Origin of the sequence: Segatella copri, from assembly GCF_009494835.1 — a bacterium.
Taxonomy (GTDB): domain Bacteria; phylum Bacteroidota; class Bacteroidia; order Bacteroidales; family Bacteroidaceae; genus Prevotella; species Prevotella copri_F.
This window is the reverse complement of record NZ_VZBE01000024.1, coordinates 1-20,340: the sequence shown is the minus strand read 5'-3', so window position 1 is coordinate 20,340 and position 20,340 is coordinate 1. Positions and strand designations below refer to the sequence as shown.

Below are 20,340 nucleotides of genomic sequence, written 5' to 3'. Positions count from 1 at the left end.
AGAGGAAATACTAATATGATAGAATTAATTCCAGCTATCGACTTGATAAATGGCCAGTGTGTTCGTCTTACCAAAGGCGATTACGACCAGAAGAAGGTTTACAATGACAATCCTGCCGAGGTTGCAAAACAGTTTGAGCAGATGGGCTTCAAACGCCTTCATGTAGTAGACCTCGATGGAGCCAAGTCAAAGCACATCGTAAATGATGCGGTGTTGAAGGCCATTACCACAGAAACCTCTCTCGTGGTTGATTTCGGTGGCGGAATCAAGACCGAAGAAGATATTGAAAAAGCTTTTGCTGCGGGAGCAAGCATGGTTACAGTGGGCAGCATTGCCGTCACCAATCCTGAACTCTTCATGCAATGGCTGGACAAGTATGGAGCCGACCGCCTGATTCTGGGAGCCGACGTAAGAAACGGTAAGATTTCTATCAACGGATGGAAAGAAGATTCTTCTGAAGATCTCCTTCCTTTCCTGAAAAAGTACATCGATAAAGGAGTACGCTATGTTCTCTGCACAGAAATCAGCAAAGACGGAACGCTGCAGGGACCTGCCATAGAACTCTACAAAGAAGTAATGGCTGCCTATCCTCAACTGCATCTTATCGCCTCAGGCGGAGTGAGTTGCAACGAAGACATCGAAGCATTGGAATCTGCAGGAATTCCTGCCGTAGTATTTGGAAAAGCTTTCTACGAAGGGAAAATCGATGTTAAGAAACTAGTTAATAGTTAAATAGTTGACAGTCAAAAAGTTTATAGTTAGGAGTTAAGTAATCATAAAGTTCAAAGTTCAATGGTCAAAGTTCAAAGTAACAAAGGATTAGCTAAGCGAATCGTTCCTTGTCTTGACGTGAAGAATGGCGAGACGGTAAAGGGAACCAATTTCGTGAACCTTCGCAGCGCTGGTGACCCGGTAGAACTGGGAAAAGCTTATAGCGATGCTGGAGCCGATGAGCTCGTATTCCTAGATATTACAGCGAGTTTCGAAGAGCGCAAAACCTTTACGGATATGGTAACCCGTGTGGCTGCCGAAATCAACATCCCATTTACTGTGGGAGGTGGAATCAATGAACTCAAAGATGTTGACCGCCTGCTCAACGCAGGAGCCGACAAGGTAAGCATCAACAGTGCTGCCATCCGACATCCGGAGCTCATCGATGAAATTGCCAACCATTATGGCTCACAGGTTTGCGTATGCGCCATTGATGCACGTCTCGATTCTGACGGCTGGCACTGTTATGTAAAAGGCGGAAGAGAACGGGTGGAACTAGGATTGTTTGACTGGGCTAAGGAAGTAGCCGACCGGGGTGCCGGTGAAATTCTCTTTACCAGTATGGATCATGACGGTGTGAAACAGGGATTCGCAAACGAGGCCCTCGCCCGTCTTGCCGAAGAAGTAAGCATTCCTATCATCGCCTCAGGAGGTGCTGGAAAGATGGAGCATTTCCGCGATGCTTTCACCCAAGGCAAGGCAGATGCTGCCCTGGCAGCCAGCGTGTTCCACTTTGGCGAGATTGCCATTCCTGACCTCAAGAAATACCTGAGAGAAGAAGGAATCAACGTGAGAATATAGAACACGGGGAATATAATAATGTAAGAAAATAAAAACAAGATAAAATGGAAATAGATTTCGAAAAATTAGGCGGACTGGTTCCTGCCATCATCCAAGACGCAGTTACAAAGAACGTCTTGATGCTTGGCTTCATGAATCAGGAAGCATACGATAAGACAATAGCAACCAAAAAGGTAACATTCTGGAGCCGTTCACGCAACTGCCTCTGGACAAAAGGTGAAACATCAGGCAACTTCCTGAATCTCGTTAGCATTCAGAACGACTGCGATAACGACACCTTGCTGGTTAAGGTTCACCCTGATGGTCCAACCTGCCACAAAGGTACAGACACCTGCTGGGCAGAAGAGAATACACTCAACCCAATCCTCTTCCTTTCAGAGCTTCAGGACTTCATCAACAAGCGCCACGAAGAAATGCCAGAGGGAAGCTACACTACCAGCCTCTTCAAGAAAGGCGTTAACAAAATGGCACAAAAGGTTGGAGAAGAAGCTGTTGAAACCATTATCGAAGCCACAAATGGCAACAACGAGAAACTCGTTTACGAGAGTTCAGACCTTCTCTATCACCTCATCGTTCTGCTCACAAGCAAAGGCTTGAGAATAGAAGATGTTGTGAAAGAACTTCAGATGCGTCACGATCCGGAATGGGATAAGAAACGCCGCGTTGCCAAGAGCAAGGGCGAAATGAAATAACAAACTAACATTAAGGAGAAAAAAATAGAAGATGTTAATAGATTATCAGAACGTCAGCATATATCAGGCCGACAAGTGCGTGCTCCAAAACATCAATTTCCATATTGACGAAGGAGAATTCGCCTACCTTATTGGAAAAGTCGGCTCTGGTAAAAGTTCGCTATTAAAGACACTTTATTGCGAACTAGACCTTGTAGAAGGCGAAACCGAGAAGGCTGAAATTCTCGGCAGAGACCTCAAAACTATCAGGCGAAAGGAGATTCCGGCTCTGCGTAAGGAATTGGGAATCATCTTTCAGGATTTCCAGCTGCTACACGACCGCACCGTTCGCAAGAACTTTGAATTCGTACTCAAGGCAACAGGCTGGAAAAACAAAAAAGACAGAGAAAAGCGTATCGAAGAGGTGCTCAACGAAGTAGGCATGATTGATAAAATCGACAAGATGCCTCATGAGCTCTCAGGTGGTGAGCAGCAGCGTGTAGCCATCGCCCGCGCCATTCTCAATAATCCAAAAATCATCATCGCCGATGAGCCTACAGGCAATCTCGACCCAGAGACAGCCAGCAACATCGTGAGTCTGCTGAAAGACATCACCAAACAAGGCACAGCTGTTGTGATGACAACCCATAACATCCCGATGCTCGACAAATTCCCAGGCATCGTTTACCGCTGTAAGGAAGGTGTGCTCTACGACGTAACCAACGAGTACAACCACATCGACCTCACAGAGGATGGAGAAGATAATTAAGTGAAATAATTAAATAAAATTACGACTATGAAGGTAATGAAATTCGGAGGTACTTCTGTAGGCTCACCAGAGCGCATGAAGGGAGTAGCCTCTTTGGTTACAGAATCAGGTGAACCAACTTTCATCGTATTGTCTGCGATGAGCGGTACAACAAACTCTCTCGTTGAGATCTCTGACTATCTTTACAAGAAGAATCCAGAGGGCGCCAACGAGGTAATCAACAACTTGGAGAAGAAATACATGCAGCATGTAGAAGAACTCTACTCTACCGAGGAGATGAAAAATACGACTCGTGAGTTCTTGCAGGGCGAATTCAACTATCTCCGCTCATTTACCAAAGACCTCTTCACTTCTTTCGAGGAGAAGAGCATCGTGGCTCAGGGCGAGATGATGAGCACCAACATGGTTGTAAACTACTTGAAGGAACAGGGCGTAAAGGCCGTATTGCTCAGCGCATTAGACTTTATGCGCACTGACAAGAACGCAGAACCGGATCCTCAGTACATCAAGGAGAAGTTGGCTGCTATCATGGAGCAGAACCAGGGCTATCAGATTTACATCACTCAGGGATTCATCTGCCGCAACGCATACGGCGAGGTTGACAATCTGCAGCGTGGCGGTAGCGACTACACCGCATCTCTTATCGGTGCAGCTCTCCCAGCTGACGAAATTCAGATCTGGACCGATATCGACGGAATGCACAACAACGACCCTCGTGTCGTAGAGCACACTGAAGCTGTCCGCCAGTTGAACTTCGAGGAGGCTGCTGAGTTGGCTTACTTCGGTGCCAAGATTCTCCACCCTACCTGTGTTCAGCCAGCTAAGTATGCAGGCATCCCTGTACGCTTGAAGAACACCATGGATCCTAAGGCCGACGGTACAATCATCGACAATGTCATCGTACGCGGCAAGATCAAGGCTGTTGCTGCCAAGGACAACATCACAGCCATCAAGATCAAGAGTAGCCGCATGTTGCTCGCTACAGGTTTCCTCCGCAAGGTATTCGAAATCTTCGAGAGCTATCAGACTCCAATTGATATGATTGCCACTTCTGAGGTGGGTGTCAGCATGAGTATTGATAATGATTCTCATCTTAACGACATCGTAAACGAGCTGAAGAAATATGGTACAGTAACTGTAGATTCTGATATGTGCATCATCTGCGTTGTAGGTGATTTGGACTGGAGCAACGTTGGCTTCGAGACCATCGCTACCGATGCGATGAAGAACATTCCTGTACGCATGATTTCTTATGGTGGTTCTAACTACAACATCTCATTCCTCATCAGAGAGAAAGATAAGAAGCAGGCATTACAGAACTTGAGCAACGTATTGTTCGAGAAGAAGTAATGCAGATGAAAACGAAGAGTGAAAAGTGAAGAATTCGTATGTAATGCTTCCTATCCACTCTTCGTTGGATATTCTGATTTACTATAAATTGGATATTCTGATTTAACTATAATAAGGTATTAATTTAAGATTAAGTGAAATGAAAGGTACATTTCCGATAGATAAGTTTCAGGAGATACAGACTCCGTTCTACTATTACGACACCAATGTGTTGCGCCAGACATTGAAAAACATCAATGAAGAGGCTGGCAAGCACGAGGGATTTGAAGTGCACTATGCCGTAAAGGCAAATGCCAACCCTAAGGTGCTCAATATCATCTGTCAGGCTGGTTTAGGAGCTGACTGTGTGAGCGGAGGAGAAATTCAGGCAGCCATCAAAGCCGGATTCCCAGCCAGCAAGATTGTTTACGCTGGTGTAGGCAAGAGCGATTGGGAAATCAACCTCGGATTGGAGAAAGGCATCTTCTGCTTCAATGTAGAAAGCATTCCGGAGTTGGAAATCATCAACGAGCTGGCTGAAAAACAGAATAAGATTGCGCAGGTTTGTTTCCGCATCAATCCGGATGTCGGCGCCCATACGCACGCTAACATCACAACAGGTCTGGCAGAAAACAAGTTCGGAATTGCCATGCGCGACATGGAAGCCGTAATCGAAGAGGCTGCCAAGATGAAGAACATCCAGTTCCTCGGACTGCACTTCCACATCGGAAGCCAGATTCTCGATATGGGTGATTTCGAGGCACTCTGCAACCGTATCAACGAACTTCAGAACCAGCTTGAAGCGCATCACATCGTTGTGAAGAACATCAATGTGGGCGGCGGACTGGGCATTGATTACAATCATCCAAACCGCCAGCCAATCCCTAATTTCAAGGATTATTTCGATACATACGCAAAGAAACTGAAGTTGCGCGATGGTCAGAAGCTTCACTTCGAGTTGGGTCGCGCTGTAGTGGGTCAGATGGGTTCTCTCATCACCAAGACACTCTACATCAAGCAGGGCACAGCCAAGCAGTTTGCCATTGTGGATGCAGGAATGACCGACCTCATCCGTCCAGCACTCTATCAGGCTTACCATAAGATTGAGAACATCTCAAGCGATGAACCTGTAGAAACTTACGACGTAGTAGGTCCTATCTGCGAATCAAGCGATGTCTTCGGCAAGGCTGTCGACATCAACAAAGCCCATCGCGGCGACCTCATCGCCCTCCGCTCAGCCGGAGCCTATGGTGAGATCATGGCGAGCCAGTATAACTGTCGCCAGTTGCCAAAGGGGTATATTACAGAAGACTTTTAATATAGTTGAAAGTTAAAAGTTAAGAGTTTATAGGATTCTCCTTTCTCTAGCTTTCTATATTACGAGAAAAAGAATATGATGATCATTAGTACAACTACTATAATAGCAGGCGCAGTGGTGGTTTTATTGGCGGTTCTCGGATCGCTGATAAATCCATTTCTGCGCTCGTTGCGCTTTCAAAAAACAGAAACGGCAGAGAATCAACCTCCTGTCAGTATACTCATTACCGCACACGATAATCTTGCTGAATTGGAGAGGAATCTCCCTATGTTCCTGCGTCAGCAGTACGCTGCCGACTATCAGGTAATCGTAGTCTGCCAGAGTACAGATGGCGAGACACAGGATTTTCTGAAGCGAACAGCAGCCGAGAACCCTCATCTGTATTATACTTACATTCCTGAGAGTTCACGCTACATGAGCCGCAAGAAATTGCAGATTACACTGGGTGTGAAGGCAGCCAAACATGAATGGATTATTTTGACAGAACCTAATTGCCGCCCAAGCAACGACAAGTGGCTGCAAACCATGGTCCGTCAATGTCAGGACCCAAACCATCTGGTATTGGGATATGTAGCCCTTGATGAGGAAACCAAGAGCGTACGCCGTTTCGACAGCATCCGCAAGGCTTACTATGTTTTGCGTCGTGCCCAGCAGACCTATGGTTATCGCAGCCACATGCCAAACGTAGCGTTCCGCAAGAGCGACTTCATGAAGGAACAGGGCTATCAGGGCAACCTGGAATATGTTCGCGGCGAATACGATTTTCTCGTCAACAAGTATGCCTTTTATGGCGATACAGCTACAGAACTGGATTGCGATGCATGGCTCATCCGCGAAGCACCATCGAACAAGAGCTGGCACAATGCCCACCTCTATCTGCAGGCTTCACGCAAGAGTTTGGAAAGAGCCGGTTCCATGCGAACCCTCATGTTCTTTGACCATCTCATGCCACATCTCAGCCTGATAGCAACACTGGCCGTTGCAGCCTACTCTATCCTCATGAAGAATTGGATTCTTACAGGATGCGCAGGTTTCAGTTTTCTCCTGCTGTTCATCGTGAGAATGCTGATAGCCAACAAGGCCATCAAACACTTTGATGACGGAATAGCGATGTTCAAACTGCCATTCTTCGAATATGGAATTATCTGGAGAAATCTGGCTACCAAATTGCGCTATTGGCGGGCTGACAAAAACGATTTCACTTCTCATAAACTCTAAACAGGGTAAAAAGGAAGTAACAGTCTATCAGAATAATAACAGTTAAAAATAACCGACAGAACGATGAAAGTATATTTGTTCATTTCCAACCATAAGAAGTTGCTGAAGATGTATCTTCCATACATCGAAGCCTTGAATAAGCAGCTCGACATCACCAACAACCTGGTTGATGCCGACATTGTGTTGATTATAGGAGCATGGACATGGCAGGGAGCCCAGATAGCCAAGAAAGCAAAGCAGATGGACATTCCCTACATCGTTTGTCCACTAGGTGATATTTCTGAGAGAAACTGCAAGAACCCTTACTTGAAGCGTTCACTGCAACAGTCTATGTATCAGAAAGCCATGTACGCCAAAGCCAACCTCATAGTAGCTACTACCCCTATGGAGAAAAACTATCTGGAAAAGAAAGGTTGGAACAAGCGTATCGCCCTGATTCGCTATGCAGGCTACAGTCATCTTACCAACACTGAAGCCATGATGCAAAACTGGCAGGAGACGGATGAGGAGACGCTGGCAGTCTTCGAGCAGCAAAAGGCAGAAGCCATCGCTGCCCAAACCAAACAGGCAATCATCGCACAGATTATGCAGATAAAAAGCCGCATGCCGCATCAGAATATTCCGCAAAAATATCTTGACGATTTACACACTCTCCTCTATGCTGATGATTATGATGAGGATGCTATCAAGCAAGAACTGGCAGAGAAGAAACTCTCTTCCTATGCCGCCTCCGTTTTCCAGACCATGACAGATAAAACAGGACTCACAGAAGGCTTCATGCCGATTCCTGCCAAAAAGGGCAGAAAGAGTAAAGAGATTCTGAAGTTTGTGAAATAAGAAGAAATGAACTTAGATAGAATAGAACAGCAGGCTGGTCATCTGCCAGCTTACCAGATAGCCGACTCTGTCAATGAAGCATTGATGGAGTCGGCTAACCTTGTTATTACAGCTCCTCCTGGAGCCGGTAAATCTACCCTCCTCCCGCTCACCATTCTGCGGGGCATGAGTGATCAGGCATTGGAAGGCTTCATCCATGATCATCTTAAAAGTCAGGGTAAGATTCTGATGCTCGAACCGCGCCGTCTGGCAGCGCGCCAGATAGCCGAACGGATGGCGCAGATTCTGGGAGAACCCGTGGGCAAAACCATCGGCTATCGGGTAAGATTCGAAAGCAAGGTTTCGGATGATACACGCATCGAAGTCCTTACCGAGGGCATTCTCACCCGAATGCTGGTCAATGATGCTACACTCGAAGGCGTTTCGTGCCTTATCTTTGATGAGTTTCATGAGCGCAGCATCAATTCCGATCTGGCGTTAGCGCTGGCCCGGCAAACACAGGAAATCATCCGCCCCGACCTGAAGCTCATTATCATGTCAGCAACAATCGATGCTTCTATCATCTGTCAGGCACTTCAGGCTCCGCTTATCGAGAGTAAAGGCAGAATGTTTCCGATAGAAACCATTTATGCAGACCACGACATCGACAGATATCAGGTAGCTCAGGAAATGGCAGCTACTATCTGTCAGGCTTTCAGAAACCAGGAAGGTGACATTCTTGCCTTTCTGCCGGGACAGGGAGAAATCATGAAATGTGAAGAAATGCTTAGTTCTTCCTTACCTTCAGCGGAAATCTATCCACTCTATGGCAACCTCTCGCCAGAAAAGCAGCGGCTCGCCATCGCTCCTTCCAAACCGGGTGAACGGAAAATCGTACTGACCACTCCTATAGCCGAAACTTCTCTCACCATCGAAGGAGTAAGAATCGTTGTGGATTCCGGACTCTGCCGAAAACTGGTTTATGATGCCCGTACAGGCTTGAGCCATCTCGAAACCGTTCGTATCAGTCAGGACATGGCTACGCAACGAAGGGGGCGTGCGGGCAGAATCACATCAGGCGTATGTTACCGGCTTTGGACACAGACCTCGGAACATCTGATGCCAGAACAACGGCTGCCCGAAATACTGGATGCAGATCTCTCTTCCATGGTTCTCGACATTGCTGCTTTCGGCGAAAACAAACCGGAACTGCTGCCTTGGCTCACCCTTCCTCCCAAGGGCAACCTCGTATTGGCACAGCAACTTCTTATGTCGCTCAACGCCCTCACTCCTGATCATGATACTCACGCTCTCAGTGGCAGCATCACCGCAGAAGGCAGCAGAATGGCTCAACTTCCTTGTCATCCGCGCATTGCCAAGATGATGATCAGCAGCGATTCTCCGGCGAGCCAAGCCCTTGCCTGCGACATTGCTGCTCTGCTGGAAGAGAAAGACCCGATGGGCGAAAATGAAGATTCAGACATGACGCTCCGCCTTTCTATCCTCCGTTCCGCACGCTGCAAGAAGAATCTGGGGCGTTGGAACCGTATCGCTCAGATTGCCCAGGAATACAGGAAGATGCTGCGTATCAGGGAAGACAACGAGCCAATTGATGCTGAGGAAGTGGGCCATCTCATCGCCCTAGCCTACCCTGAGCGCATCGCCCATGCCACCGACCATGCGGGCAACTTCAAGATGTCGAATGGCAACACGATTTTCATCGACCCGTGCGACAGCATGGCAGCAAACGAATGGCTTGCCATCGCATCACTCAACCTATCTTCAACCTCATCATCCAATTCTGGGCAGGGACGGAAAGGAAGGGTATTTCTCTCAGCCCCCGTCAACTGGAAGAACTTGCCGGCACAAACCTGCGAGAATATTTCCTGGGACAGCAAAGCGCTGGCAGTAAAGATGCAACAGGAAACACGGATAGGAGCACTCGTCATAGACAGCAAGCCGATACAGAATGCCAGCCGAGAGACTGTTTCTAATATTATCTGCGAAGCTGCCAGAAAAGACGGACTCAGCATGTTCGATTGGAACGAATCGGTTCATCGTCTGCAACAGCGCGTGGCGCAAGTAGCTGAATGGCATCCAGAAAAGGAGATTCCCGACCTGTCAACGGAGCATCTCCTGACAACAGCCCGAGCGTGGCTCCCTTTCTATCTCGAAGAAGGTGGTAAGATGAAGACTTCTGTTACAGAGCTGAAGAAACTCAACCTGTGCGAAATCCTTTGGAACATCCTTCCTTACGACCTTCAGCAGGAGATAGACCGCCTTGCTCCCACCCACATCCGTGTGCCATCGGGCAGCAACATCCGCATCGATTACCGCCAGGGGGCCGAAGCCCCGGTTCTGAGTGTGCGGCTTCAGGAGTGTTTCGGAATGACATCAACTCCCACTGTCGATGCAGGCAGACAGCCCCTTCTGCTTGAGTTGTTATCTCCCGGTTTCAAGCCCGTTCAGCTTACTCAGGATCTCGCAAGTTTTTGGCAAGGCACTTATTTCGAAGTCCGCAAGGAACTGAAGCGCCGATACCCTAAGCATTTTTGGCCGGAGAATCCGTTAGAGAGCCAGGCCGTGAGAGGTGTCAAACGATGATAAGAGGAAGCAAACGCTAAGAAGATTCGTAAGAGACGATGAAAGAAGCTTCAAGTAGTATTGTAAAAGGCCAAAAGCTGTTTTCTTGACCTTAGAAAAGAAAAAGAAGAAAAAAAAGGTCGCTCCCCTATCTGGGTAGCGACCTTTATCTTTATATTTGAATTTTGATGTAATCTAAATTCAACGATGCATCATCTGCAAGGAAATTAATCCTTGAAGAAATCCTTAACAGCCTCGTTTGGTACCATCTTCTCATCGAAAACGTATGCACCAGTCTTAGGGCTCTTAACCATCTTGATAACCTTTGTATATGCGCGACCATCCATGTTACCTTCGTGGAGGGTAGCGACCGCTTTCTTTGCCATAGTCTATTTAAATTGATAAAATTATTAAACTTGTAAGCTAAGCTTACTTAATCTCCTTGTGAAGAGTCATCTTCTTAAGGATTGGGTTGTACTTCATCAACTCAAGACGCTCAGGAGTGTTCTTACGATTCTTTGTAGTCACGTAACGGCTTGTACCTGGCATACCACTGTTCTTGTGTTCAGTGCACTCGAGGATAACCTGTACTCTATTACCTTTTGCTTTCTTTGCCATGATATTTATTCTCCTATAACTTTAATGTCCTTCCAATCTACGTAGCCCTTCTTTACTGCCTGATTCAAAGCAGCATCGAGACCTACCTTATTAATAAGACGAAGACCAGCAGCACTGATCTTGAGGCTGATCCAGCAACCCTCTTCTACATAGTAGAATTTCTTGCTGAAGAGGTTAACATCAAAGCTTCTCTTTGTACGGTGCTTTGAGTGAGACACATTGCAACCTAACTGTGCCTTCTTACCTGTAATTTGACAAATCTTAGACATTTCTATCTTTAATTTTGTAATTCGTTAATTGATACCTATTCCAAACAGAGTGCAAAATTACAAAATAATTTGGTAATAACAAAATAATCCCTAAAAGAACGCTGTCTTTTAAGGATTATTAATATTTGATAGCCTTAAATTAGCAATTTAAGCCTCTTTTTTAAGTTCTTCAGCATGTTCTTTCAAGAATTCGAGCATGCCTTTAAGCGCTGTATTTGTGGCAATTGCAAGGTTGATGTCGCGTCCGAAATCTTCGGTGAGTTTTACCACGCGAACATCGTTCTTATCGCCATAACCTACATAGATTGTACCCACAGGAATGGCTGGAGTTCCACCCGTTGGACCAGCCACACCCGTTGCTGAAATGGCGAAGTCTACATTCAGGGTCTTGATTGTGCCGAGCACCATCTCCCTTGCCACTTCTTCGCAAACGGCAGTCTGCTCCTCCAGAACCTCATGGCTCACGCCCAGAAGATTCTCCTTTACCTCGTTGGTATAGCTTACTACACCACCCTTGAAGTAATTGCTGGCACCTGGCAAAGAAATCAGCGCCTCGGCGATACGACCGCCTGTGCAGCTCTCTGCTGTGCCTACTGTTTTGTCACTATTGTAGAGCATCTCCTGGATGCCCTTGCTCAATATCTTTGTTTCAAATTCCATATTTCTTACTTAAATGTTACTTTACTATAGGCTGGCAAGTCGATGGTTGCAAACTCGCCATCACGATACTTGAAGGTTCCCACGCAGCCTATCATCGCCGCATTATCGGTAGTATAGCTGAACTTTGGGATGTAGATAGTCCAGCCGAAGCGCTTGGCATGATCGTGGAAAGCGTTGCGCAAACCATTATTGGCGCTCACACCTCCAGCTACAGCCACATGCTTGATACCGGTCTGCTTGACAGCCATGCGGAGTTTCTTCATCAGAATATCAACGATGGTAAACTCTATGCTGGCAGCCAGATCGTACTTGTTCTTCTCAACAAAATCAGGATCAGCAGCCACCCATTTGCGCAAGCTGTAGAGGAAACTGGTCTTGAAGCCTGAGAAACTGTAGTTCAAACCCGGAATATGAGGCTCAGAGAAACTGAAAGCCTTCGGATTGCCCTGGCGTGCATACTTATCTACGACAGGACCACCAGGATAGCCCCACTCCAGCACCTTGGCGCACTTGTCAATAGCCTCGCCAGCCGCATCGTCGATGGTCTGTCCCAGCACTTCCATATCGTTGTAGGCATTCACCTTTACAATCTGCGAATTTCCACCGCTCACGAGAAGACAGATGAACGGGAATGGAGGTGCACTCTGGTCATCATCGCTCTCCTTGATGAAATGAGCCATCACATGACCCTGCAGATGGTTTACATCAATCATCGGAATATTGAGCGAACGGGCGAATCCCTTGGCAAAACTTACACCCACGAGAAGCGAGCCCATCAGACCCGGACCACGGGTGAAGGCTACGGCAGAAAGATCTTCCTTCTTGATGCCGGCACGCGCGATGGCCTGGTCAACGACAGGAACCACATTCTGCTGGTGGGCACGGGAAGCCAACTCCGGAACAACACCGCCGTAAGCTTTGTGAACCTCCTGAGAGGCGGTTACATTGCTCAGCAGCACACCATTCTTGAGCACTGCTGCAGAGGTATCGTCGCAGCTGCTCTCTATACCTAATATATATATATCCTTCATTTCTTAACATTTAACGTTAATATGTCAAAACCTCCACACCTGTCTCTGTCATCACAAGCGTGTGCTCCCACTGCGCAGATGGTTTCTCATCGCCAGTGATTACTTCCCATCCGTACGGATCGTCCGCATCGAGGAATACCTGCCAGGTGCCCATGTTGATCATTGGCTCGATGGTGAACACCATGCCCGGAACGAGCAGCATGCCCGTGCCTTTATGACCATAGTGAAGAACCTCAGGCTCTTCATGGAACTGGCAACCTACGCCATGACCGCAAAGATCGCGAACCACACCATAACCATACTTCTTGCAATGCTTCTCGATAGCATGACCGATATCACCTACGAACGAGTATGGCTTGGCAACCTCCATACCGATTTCCAGACATTCCTTGGCTACGCGAACCAGCTGCTCCTTTTCAGGAGTAGTCTTGCCGCCAACGATGAACATACGGCTGGCGTCAGCGTAATAGCCATCTACGATGGTTGTCATGTCCACATTGATGATATCGCCCTCTTCGAGCACATCCTCTTCCTTAGGAATACCATGGCAAACCACTTCGTTGATAGAGGTACAAACGCTCTTAGGATAGCCTTCGTAATTGAGACACGCAGGAATGGCATTATGATCCTTACAATACTGCATGCAGAGATCATCAATCTCCTGGGTGTTGATTCCCGGACGGATCATCTCGGCTACCGCATCAAGACAACCGGTGTTTACGACACCACTCTTGCGGATGCCTTCTATCTGTTCTGGAGTTTTAATCAAGTCACGGGTAGGAACAAGTTTACCCTTGTTTTCCCAAAACATTACCTGCTTGTCGAGCTCTGTAAGAGGCTGACCTGGCAAGCAATGCCATCTTTTCTTCTTAACCATTGTATTATGTATTTAATATTTGCGACTGCAAAAGTACATTTTTTATTGCAGAGCACAAAATAAAATGGCAATTATTTGCATTTTAGTGCAAATAATCACCACAAATAATTACTTCAAATGCTCGTAAATCTTATCGCACCAGTCTTCGCCATTCTGCGGACAATAAGTAAACAGTCCCAGTTCAGAGGCTGCACAGCAGTTACGGGGACCATCATCAATAAACAGACACTCCTCTGGCATAATCTGCTCCTGAGAAAGGACATATCGGAAGAAATTCTCATCCGGCTTCATATACTTTACTTCATAAGAACGATACATCGCATCGAAATAATCGCCGATAGGATGACCGTCGGCAGAGAATGCCTCGCTGTCTACCCAGGCTGATACATAAGGGTTGGTATTGCTGAGCAAGATTACACGGTAGCCCTGCTTCTTAAGATTGCGGAGAGTAACCAGATTGCGTTCTGGAATTTCCTTCATGTAGCCCAGCCAGCAATGCTGCAGTTCCTCGAAGGTTACCTCGCGGCCAATCTTCTTGCACACTTCCCGACGGTATTCCTCCTCGGAAATCTTGCCCTCTTCCAGCTGACCGTTTAAGCCAACCTGCTTATAAGGGTCCATCTTCTCCGCAAACTCCTTCATACCCAACTCAATGAAACGTTTGCCTGCCTCACTCTCGTCGAGGGTGATGATGACACCACCCATATCAAAAATCACAGTTTTAATCATATAATTATCCTAAAAACGTTGTATTCTTTATCTTGTCAGAACAGCTCCAGCTTGTTCTTTCTTGCCTCTGAGAGCGAGGCTATCTTAGCCTGCTCTTCATGATAGTTCTGGCGAAGTTTCTCGTAGCGTTCCTTCAGTTCCGCCTCAAACTTAGGACATTCAGTCTCGTTGAGGAAGCGGGCACATATTCCGGCATTGAGCGATGCGTCCTTCACCCAGATGACCGGTCCGTCATATTCAGGTGCAATCTTCAGAGCCACATGCAGTTCGCTCGTCGTTGCCCCACCTACCATGATAGGAATGCGCAAACCAGCTTTCTGCATTTCCCGGGCCACATGAACCATTTCTTCAAGCGAAGGGGTGATAAGTCCGCTCAAACCGATTGCATCTACCTTTTCATCGATAGCTTTCTGTACAATCTGTTCGGCTGGAACCATCACACCTAAGTCGATGATTTCGTAATTGTTACATGACATAACCACGCAGACGATGTTCTTTCCGATATCATGAACATCGCCCTTCACGGTTGCCATCAGAATCTTGCCGGCAGTTGTTGCTCCACCCTGTTTTTCTGCCTCGATATGAGGCTGAAGGATAGAAACTGCCGATTTCATCGTGCGAGCCGTCTTGACAACCTGCGGCAAGAACATTTCGCCTTTTCCAAAAAGTTCGCCTACCAGATTCATGCCGTCCATCAGAGGACCCTCAATTACGTTTACTGCATGAGGATATTTGGCAAGTGCTTCATCAATATCCTGCTGCAGGAAATCGGTGATTCCCTTGCGCAGCGCATACTTCAGACGTTCTTCCACACTCTCCTTTCGCCATTCAGGAGCAGCCGGTTTCTTGGGAGCAACACCGCCTGCCTTAGCTGCAGCCTTGGCAGCATCAGCCTGGGCTTTTATCTCTGCCGCAAGCTCGATGAGTTCATCAGCTGCACCTTTTCTCCTATTCAGCACCACATCCTCGATGAGCCGAAGCTGTTCTTCAGGAATTTTATTGTAATCCATTCTGGCTTTGGCATTTACAATACCAAAGTCCATACCTACCTGCTGGGCATGATGCAGAAAAACACAATGGATAGCCTCACGGATATAAGTATTGCCACGGAATGAGAACGAGAGGTTACTGACACCTCCGCTGACATGTGCACCAGGCAGATTCTGATGAATCCACTCCGTTGCGCGGATGAACTCAACGGCATAATTATCATGCTCCTCCATACCGGTAGCTATGGCAAGTACGTTCGGGTCGAAGATGATATCGAGCGGATTCATGCCCAACTTGTCTACCAGAAGATGATAAGCACGTTCTGCTATCTCGATGCGGCGCTCGAAAGTGGTAGCCTGTCCTACCTCATCAAAACACATCACAACGACTGCCGCACCATAGCGCAACACATCGCGGGCATGAGAAAGGAATACTTCCTCACCCTCCTTCAAACTGATGGAATTGACAATACACTTGCCCTGGCAGCACTTCAAGCCAGCCACGATGACGTCCCATTTGGAAGAGTCGATCATCACCGGAACCTTCGCAATGTCTGGTTCGGCAGCAATCATATTCAGGAAGTTAACCATCTCGGCTTTCGCATCGAGCAAACCATCGTCCATATTCACGTCAACGACAGCCGCTCCATCAGCCACTTGCTTTCTGGCAATACCGATGGCTTCTTCATAATTCTTTTCGTTAATCAAACGCAGGAACTTCCTGCTACCTGCTACGTTACAGCGTTCACCCACGTTGACAAACCGGCTGGCGTCAACCGGCAAATGTACGGAATCATCGACCTGCAGAAGGTCTAATCCCGAAAGCCACATATACTTAGGTTTCTCTACCACTTGATGCGGCTTCTTACCCTCAGCGATACGGGCGTAATTAGCGATGAATTCAGGACTTGTACCGCAGCATCCGCCTATGATGTTCACGATGCCTTCATCGATGAATTCGGCTATTTGCGGAGCCATCGATTCGGCTGTCTCATCATATTCGCCCATTTCGTTAGGCAAACCGGCATTAGGATGCGCACTAATATAATAAGGTGCAACCTGAGCCATGTGCTCGATGAAAGGTTTCATCTGAGGAGCACCAAAGGCGCAGTTCATGCCGACAGAGAAGATAGGATAAGGAGAAAGCGAAGCAAGGAAAGCATCTACGGTCTGACCGCTGAGCGTTCTGCCCGCCAGATCACTTACCGTAAGACTGATCATGACAGGCAACTCTACTCCATGTTTCTTCATCATGGTGAGCGCTGCATCTATCATCGCCTTGCAGTTGAGTGTATCAAAGATGGTTTCGATGAGAATCACGTCAGCACCGCCTTCGATAAGTCCGTCCACCTGTTCGCATACATCGGTGAAAAGCTCATCGTAGGTAATCTCGCGGGCGGCAGGATTGCTGACGTCCGGACTCATGGAGCAAGTCTTGTTGGTTGGTCCCACATCTCCTGCAACGAAGCGTGGTTTATCAGGCGTAGAAAACTTATCGCATTCGATACGTGCCAGTCGGGCACCCTCGAATGCCATTTCGCGGGCGCAGTTCTCCAGGTGATAATCAGCCTGCGAAATGCGCTGGCACGAAAAAGTATTCGCGGTAATAATATCGGCGCCAGCCTCCAGGTAGCGTCGGTAAATATCAGATATCACATCAGGACGAGTAATGTTGAGCATGTCGTTGTTGCCTTTCATCATACCCGGCAAATCGCGGAACCGCTCGCCTCTGAAGTCTTCTTCTGTAAGATTATACTTCTGAATCTCAGTACCCATGGCACCATCGAGAATCAGAATTTTCTCCTTTACAATCTCTCTTAAATTCTTCATTGTCTAAAAGTGCTTGATTGCTCTATCCATCTCTCTTCTGTCTTCCTTTTCTTTCAGAGTCTGGCGCTTGTCATACTCCTTCTTTCCCTTACAGAGAGCAATATCCACCTTGGCTCTTCCGTGATTATCGATAAAGATGAGGGTTGGAACAATGGTGAAACCAGGCTGCTTGCTGTCCTCTTCAAGACGGCGCAATTCGCGCTTGGTGAGAAGAAGCTTGCGGTCGCGGCGAGCCTCATGATTGCTGAAAGAACCATAAAAATAAGGAGAGATGTTCATTCCCTTGACCCAAAGTTCGCCCTGATAGAAATCGCAATAACAATCTACCAGCGAAGCCTTTCCGCCACGGATTGACTTAATCTCTGTTCCCGTAAGCACAATGCCTGCGGTATATGTGTCAACGAAGAAGTACTCGAACGAAGCCTTCTTGTTGCGTATCTGTATCGGACTCTTCTTACGGAGTTCCTGTTCTTGCTTGTTCATATATATATAATAATGTATTATAAGTTTATAGTTTGACAATTTCGCAGAAATTGTCGATATGATCATCGATGTAGAAGGCAACCTTGCTGGTCCACTCTTCTTCGTTCTCAACGAACTCATCGTCAAAATCATCAAACTCAGGAAATTTTTCGTAGAGCGCCATAAACTCCTCATCGGTCAGATCGCGCTCAATCTCCTCATGGTTTGTTTTATACAGGAAATGACTCTTCTTGATGAGTTTGGCGAGTTCTGTCAATCCCCAGTTTTTAAACGCCTTGTCGGTAGGGTTCTTCCAGAGGAAAGCACCGTAACCGTTATGTATGAGCTGAACCATTCCGCCATCCATCATCTCCTCATGCAGGATATCCCAAGCCAGAAGAGTAATCTGGTCGCTGTTGAGCTGCGCCATGGTCTCGGCTGTCAGTTCGCCACCAATCGCTTCGCGGATGGCATCCACGAAAGCCTTTACGAATTCATCCATGCCTGCCTCGGCAGCCTGCTGAAGCTTGGCATCGTTTATCTTTACTTCGATCATAATCTACAAAATTGCAATTTTCAGTTTGCAAAGATACATGAAATTGTGCATAAACCCAAGAAAAAATCTAAATATTAGGTTAAAGAGTTAAAAAGAATACCCATTTTTAGGTATTTTCCGGATTTTTTTTGTACTTTTGTGCTCGGAATTGAGGTGATGGCACCGATGTTTCAGCAAAACAATATGAATTAAGTACAGAACTTTATACTTATAATATTCATTAATATAAAATTTAGCGAATATGATCTATTCTAAAGAAGTAGACAACATGTGCGTTGTCGCTAAGGGTCCTAACCACGGACCAGCTCCAATTCCTGAAGAGGGAAAATGGATTCAGGCAAAAGAGATCAAAGACATCTCTGGTTATACTCACGGTGTGGGTTGGTGTGCTCCTCAGCAGGGTGCTTGCAAGCTCTCTTTGAACATCAAGGAAGGCGTTATTCAGGAGGCTCTTGTTGAGACTATCGGTTGTACTGGTATGACTCACTCAGCTGCTATGGCTTCTGAGATTCTCCCAGGCAAGACTATTCTTGAGGCTTTGAACACTGACCTCGTATGCGATGCTATCAATACAGCTATGCGCGAGCTCTTCCTCCAGATTGTTTACGGTCGTAGCCAGAGCGCTTTCTCTGAGGGCGGTCTCGTTATCGGTGCAGGTCTTGAGGACTTGGGTAAGGGTCTTCGTTCACAGACTGGTACTCTCTATGGTACTGTAGCTAAGGGTACACGTTACCTCGAGTTGACAGAGGGTTACATCACAAAGCAGTTCCTCGATAAGGACAGCCAGGTTTGTGGTTATGAGTATGTTCACCTCGGCAAGATGATGGAAGCTATCAAGAACGGTATGGACGCTAACGAGGCTGTCAAGAAGTTCACAGGTAGCTACGGTCGTACAACTGCTGAGCAGGGTGTTGTTAAAGCTATTGATCCACGTAAAGAATAATAAGGAGATACAGATATGATTAGAAAAGTAAGTTACGAAAGTCAGGAACGTCGCGAGAAGCAGGTTCTTGCTGCTCTTAATGCTAACGGTATCAAGAGCTTGGAAGAGGCTAATCAAATCTGCGAAGACGCAGGTGTTGACCCTTATCAGATGTGTGAAGATACTCAGCGTATCTGCTTCGAGAACGCTAAGTGGGCGTATGTAGCTGGTGCTGCTATCGCTATCAAGAAAGGTGTTAAGACTGCTGCTGATGCAGCTGAGGCTATCGGTATCGGTTTGCAGGCTTTCTGCATCCCTGGTTCTGTAGCTGACGACCGTAAGGTTGGTCTCGGTCACGGTAACTTGGCTGCTCGTTTGCTCCGTGAGGAGACTCAGTGCTTCGCTTTCTTGGCTGGTCACGAGTCTTTCGCTGCTGCTGAGGGTGCTATCAAGATTGCTGAGATGGCAAACAAGGTTCGCAAGAACCCATTGCGCGTTATCTTGAACGGTCTTGGTAAGGATGCTGCTCAGATCATCAGCCGCATCAACGGTTTCACATACGTACAGACAAAGTTCGACTACTATACAGGTGAGTTGAAGGTTGTTAACCGCATCGCTTACAGCGACGGTCCACGTGCTAAGGTTAACTGCTATGGCGCTGACGACGTTCGCGAGGGTGTTGCTATCAACTGGAGCGAGGATGTAGACGTATCAATCACTGGTAACTCTACAAACCCTACACGTTTCCAGCACCCAGTAGCTGGTACATACAAGAAGGAGCGTATTGCTGCTGGTAAGCCATACTTCTCTGTAGCTTCTGGTGGTGGTACAGGTCGTACTTTGCACCCAGATAACATGGCTGCAGGTCCTGCTTCTTATGGTATGACTGATACTATGGGTCGTATGCACTCAGATGCTCAGTTCGCAGGTTCTTCTTCAGTTCCTGCTCACGTAGAGATGATGGGCTTCCTCGGTATGGGTAACAACCCTATGGTAGGTGCTACTGTTGCTATCGCCGTAGCTATCGACCTCGCTATCAACAAGAAGTAATTTCTTTGAGATACAAAAATCGAGTAGGAGGAAAACGAAGTAGTTTTCCTCCTACTTTCGTTTTCCGACCT

General features: G+C 47.1%; 21 protein-coding genes. 11 read left to right on the top strand and 10 right to left on the bottom strand.

Features of this window, described 5'->3' with window-relative positions:
- Window positions 1-15 precede the first annotated feature (15 nt).
- From hisA to hrpB, 9 genes are all read left to right on the top strand, one after another.
- Entirely contained in the window at window positions 16-732 is a 717-nt protein-coding gene (gene hisA / locus F7D47_RS04305) for a 1-(5-phosphoribosyl)-5-[(5-phosphoribosylamino)methylideneamino]imidazole-4-carboxamide isomerase (protein ID WP_153086529.1), read from the top strand.
- A 60-nt stretch (window positions 733-792) separates the two neighbouring features.
- Window positions 793-1,572, top strand: coding sequence for an imidazole glycerol phosphate synthase subunit HisF (hisF, locus tag F7D47_RS04300; RefSeq protein WP_118140298.1), 780 nt, complete (start codon window positions 793-795; stop codon window positions 1,570-1,572).
- 44 nt (window positions 1,573-1,616) lie between these two features.
- Window positions 1,617-2,264 (top strand): bifunctional phosphoribosyl-AMP cyclohydrolase/phosphoribosyl-ATP diphosphatase HisIE, encoded by a 648-nt coding sequence (gene hisIE, locus F7D47_RS04295; RefSeq protein ID WP_117728361.1) that lies wholly within the window; start codon window positions 1,617-1,619, stop codon window positions 2,262-2,264.
- A 31-nt stretch (window positions 2,265-2,295) separates the two neighbouring features.
- Window positions 2,296-3,012: a cell division ATP-binding protein FtsE gene (locus F7D47_RS04290; RefSeq protein WP_022121797.1), complete on the top strand. Its 717-nt coding sequence runs from the start codon at window positions 2,296-2,298 to the stop codon at window positions 3,010-3,012.
- 27 nt (window positions 3,013-3,039) lie between these two features.
- Window positions 3,040-4,362: an aspartate kinase gene (locus F7D47_RS04285; RefSeq protein WP_117586361.1), complete on the top strand. Its 1,323-nt coding sequence runs from the start codon at window positions 3,040-3,042 to the stop codon at window positions 4,360-4,362.
- 139 nt (window positions 4,363-4,501) lie between these two features.
- Window positions 4,502-5,659, top strand: a complete 1,158-nt coding sequence (gene lysA, locus F7D47_RS04280; protein WP_022121799.1) for a diaminopimelate decarboxylase — start codon at window positions 4,502-4,504, stop codon at window positions 5,657-5,659.
- Between the two features lie 75 nt (window positions 5,660-5,734).
- On the top strand, window positions 5,735-6,877 hold the full coding sequence (locus F7D47_RS04275) for a glycosyltransferase (RefSeq protein WP_153086528.1): 1,143 nt from the start codon (window positions 5,735-5,737) through the stop codon (window positions 6,875-6,877).
- A gap of 63 nt (window positions 6,878-6,940) precedes the next feature.
- Window positions 6,941-7,714: a hypothetical protein gene (locus F7D47_RS04270; protein ID WP_153086527.1), complete on the top strand. Its 774-nt coding sequence runs from the start codon at window positions 6,941-6,943 to the stop codon at window positions 7,712-7,714.
- A 6-nt stretch (window positions 7,715-7,720) separates the two neighbouring features.
- A complete protein-coding gene (gene hrpB / locus F7D47_RS04265) occupies window positions 7,721-10,297 on the top strand; it encodes an ATP-dependent helicase HrpB (RefSeq protein WP_153086526.1) in 2,577 nt (858 codons plus the stop codon).
- 206 nt (window positions 10,298-10,503) lie between these two features.
- Here the strand turns inward: hrpB and F7D47_RS04260 are convergent, their stop codons facing one another.
- The 10 genes from F7D47_RS04260 to F7D47_RS04215 form a co-directional block, all read right to left on the bottom strand.
- Complete coding sequence (locus F7D47_RS04260) at window positions 10,504-10,662, bottom strand: DUF4295 domain-containing protein (RefSeq protein WP_006849046.1); 159 nt, start codon at window positions 10,660-10,662, stop codon at window positions 10,504-10,506.
- Window positions 10,663-10,705: 43 nt separating this feature from the next.
- Window positions 10,706-10,894 carry a 50S ribosomal protein L33 gene (gene rpmG / locus F7D47_RS04255; RefSeq protein ID WP_006849045.1) on the bottom strand — a complete coding sequence of 63 codons (189 nt, stop codon included), beginning with the start codon at window positions 10,892-10,894 and terminating at the stop codon, window positions 10,706-10,708.
- A 5-nt stretch (window positions 10,895-10,899) separates the two neighbouring features.
- Complete coding sequence (gene rpmB / locus F7D47_RS04250; protein WP_006849044.1) at window positions 10,900-11,163, bottom strand: 50S ribosomal protein L28; 264 nt, start codon at window positions 11,161-11,163, stop codon at window positions 10,900-10,902.
- Between the two features lie 147 nt (window positions 11,164-11,310).
- On the bottom strand, window positions 11,311-11,823 hold the full coding sequence (locus F7D47_RS04245; protein WP_022121811.1) for a CinA family protein: 513 nt from the start codon (window positions 11,821-11,823) through the stop codon (window positions 11,311-11,313).
- A gap of 5 nt (window positions 11,824-11,828) precedes the next feature.
- Window positions 11,829-12,854 carry a tRNA (adenosine(37)-N6)-threonylcarbamoyltransferase complex transferase subunit TsaD gene (gene tsaD / locus F7D47_RS04240; RefSeq protein WP_006849042.1) on the bottom strand — a complete coding sequence of 342 codons (1,026 nt, stop codon included), beginning with the start codon at window positions 12,852-12,854 and terminating at the stop codon, window positions 11,829-11,831.
- 16 nt (window positions 12,855-12,870) lie between these two features.
- Complete coding sequence (gene map, locus F7D47_RS04235) at window positions 12,871-13,731, bottom strand: type I methionyl aminopeptidase (protein ID WP_153086525.1); 861 nt, start codon at window positions 13,729-13,731, stop codon at window positions 12,871-12,873.
- Window positions 13,732-13,839: 108 nt separating this feature from the next.
- Window positions 13,840-14,460, bottom strand: coding sequence for an HAD family hydrolase (locus tag F7D47_RS04230; protein WP_153086524.1), 621 nt, complete (start codon window positions 14,458-14,460; stop codon window positions 13,840-13,842).
- A gap of 35 nt (window positions 14,461-14,495) precedes the next feature.
- A complete protein-coding gene (gene metH, locus F7D47_RS04225) occupies window positions 14,496-17,279 on the bottom strand; it encodes a methionine synthase (protein ID WP_153086523.1) in 2,784 nt (927 codons plus the stop codon).
- A 3-nt stretch (window positions 17,280-17,282) separates the two neighbouring features.
- Entirely contained in the window at window positions 17,283-17,762 is a 480-nt protein-coding gene (smpB, locus tag F7D47_RS04220; protein WP_006849038.1) for an SsrA-binding protein SmpB, read from the bottom strand.
- A gap of 25 nt (window positions 17,763-17,787) precedes the next feature.
- Entirely contained in the window at window positions 17,788-18,297 is a 510-nt protein-coding gene (locus tag F7D47_RS04215) for a DMP19 family protein (RefSeq protein WP_119227298.1), read from the bottom strand.
- Window positions 18,298-18,538: 241 nt separating this feature from the next.
- Here F7D47_RS04215 and F7D47_RS04210 point away from each other — a divergent pair, with 241 nt between their 5' ends.
- Both F7D47_RS04210 and F7D47_RS04205 read left to right on the top strand, forming a co-directional pair.
- On the top strand, window positions 18,539-19,240 hold the full coding sequence (locus tag F7D47_RS04210; protein ID WP_006849036.1) for an iron-sulfur cluster assembly scaffold protein: 702 nt from the start codon (window positions 18,539-18,541) through the stop codon (window positions 19,238-19,240).
- Window positions 19,241-19,255: 15 nt separating this feature from the next.
- Window positions 19,256-20,269 carry a GGGtGRT protein gene (locus F7D47_RS04205; RefSeq protein WP_022121816.1) on the top strand — a complete coding sequence of 338 codons (1,014 nt, stop codon included), beginning with the start codon at window positions 19,256-19,258 and terminating at the stop codon, window positions 20,267-20,269.
- The last annotated feature ends 71 nt before the right edge of the window (window positions 20,270-20,340 follow it).